1 protein-coding gene is annotated in these 1,790 nt (G+C 27.3%); it reads left to right on the top strand.

What is annotated here, in order from left to right; translation table 11 throughout:
* The first annotated feature begins 295 nt into the window (after positions 1-295).
* Entirely contained in the window at positions 296-1,768 is a 1,473-nt protein-coding gene (locus JZO69_RS16440; RefSeq protein WP_207113892.1) for a helix-turn-helix domain-containing protein, read from the top strand.
* Positions 1,769-1,790: the final 22 nt, after the last annotated feature.

Here is a 1,790-nt window from a genome sequence, read left to right on the forward strand (position 1 = left end):
TAAATATATTAAATGAGTTTCCGGTATATTTGATTAAATTATTTTCTTTTTCGTGTTACTTTATTATCATAAAACATAAGGTTTTTTTTTGAAAATCCAAAACTGAACACATTTCAGACCTTTTTTAGATAAAATAACTAAAAAAACATACTGATATTATCATTATTAAGCTTTTGTAACATAAAAAATAACTAATTAAAAACAAATAAAACTCAATAAAATCCAAGATTCATTGACTTTGTTTTTTTTCTACTCTATAATTCCACGGAAAACTACTAATAAAGGACGTATATGAATGGAATTTTTTTTAAATGATAAAAGTAAGAAGAAATTAGAACTTTTTAAAGAATTGATTTTTAACGATGGTGAAAAGGTTTCATTCACGGATCTCCAACGTTTTTTAGACATTTCCTTAAGCACTTTAAAACGATATTTTAATGAATTAGAAGCAGATATTAAAAAAAATGAAAAGCTAAAAATGATTGTTTTTGAAAAATATTCAGGGGGAGTGCAGCTAAACAATCATTCAGATTTCAAACTTGATTACTTAGTTGTCACACTAAGGCTCCATTATTTGAATGATTCTTTACAGTTCAAGATCATATCCACTATTCTTTCTAAAAGCTACTTAACCGCTGATGAATTAGCAGATGATTTGTTTGTAAGTATCCCTTACCTTTACAAACAAATAAATGCTTTAAACATACAGCTTGAAAGCTTTCATATAAAATTAGTATTTCACTCAAATGAAAATTTATGTGGTGAAGAAAAACATTTAAGAATGTTTTGTTTCTATTTTTATTGGAATGCCTATAGAGGGATCATCGTTCCTTTTGAATCTGAACTTAGCTGTGTATTTACATGCCCAGATTTGATAGAAAGTTTGGAGAAACGCTATTCCGCATCTGTCATCAAACGGATAAAATTGATGTTGGGTATTACAATCATGAGACAGTATAACTATCCAATCTCTTTACCTGTAGAAATAAAAAATATATTAAAGCCTTTTGAAAAGACAACAGAAATTTCTAAACTCGTAAAAAGATACTTTATATCAGAAGACGAGCATTTATTCTTTAATTTAATGCTTCGTAGTTTCATCTCAGATATCGATTCACCCAAAGAAAAGATCATGCTTTTTGATAAATTTCCACGATCATCTTCTTTAGTTCTCTCTAGCGAACTACTTATTAACGAATATGAAAAAGAATTTTTTCCCATTACTCTTATGACCACTAAAGAAAAAACCAGTATTTTCTATTACTTGCTTATCGGGCTCGTTTATTGTACATTTTTCGAAATCAATCCAATGTATTTCTTCAGACAAATCATGATTAGTGAACAAGGCAACACAGAATTTTTCAAAAAATATTTAAAAAAACATCCAAAAATTTATCGTTTTTATAAAAAATTCAGAAAAAATCATCCTGTATTTACTCTTGATTCTTCATTTAACTTTGGACTATGCATGTTATTAAGCATCTTGACGGATATGTTTTTAAATTCTCAGATTAACATTTATATCCAATATAGCAGCAATAATTTTGGTTCGATTTTTATTAAAAATAAGCTTTTAACGATTTTTAATCCTAAATCTATAAACTTTACGAAAGACATAGATGAAGCGGATATTGCTATTGTAGATAATTTTGAAAAGCACAAAGAAAAAGAAAATCAAACATTTTTTTTTGTTAATAGTTTTCTTGATGAACGGATGTGGCTTGAGCTCAATACTGTCATTCAACAAAGGTTACTGAAGCATGAATGATGCAATAAAAAAGAACAAAATC

Origin of the sequence: Candidatus Enterococcus ikei, from assembly GCF_017316105.1 — a bacterium.
GTDB classification, from domain to species: Bacteria; Bacillota; Bacilli; order Lactobacillales; family Enterococcaceae; genus Enterococcus_L; species Enterococcus_L ikei.

Coding starts and splice junctions, on each gene's coding strand:
- JZO69_RS16440 (WP_207113892.1), top strand. CDS start 296: ATGGAATTTTTTTTAAATGATAAAAGTAAGAAGAAATTAGAACTTTTT.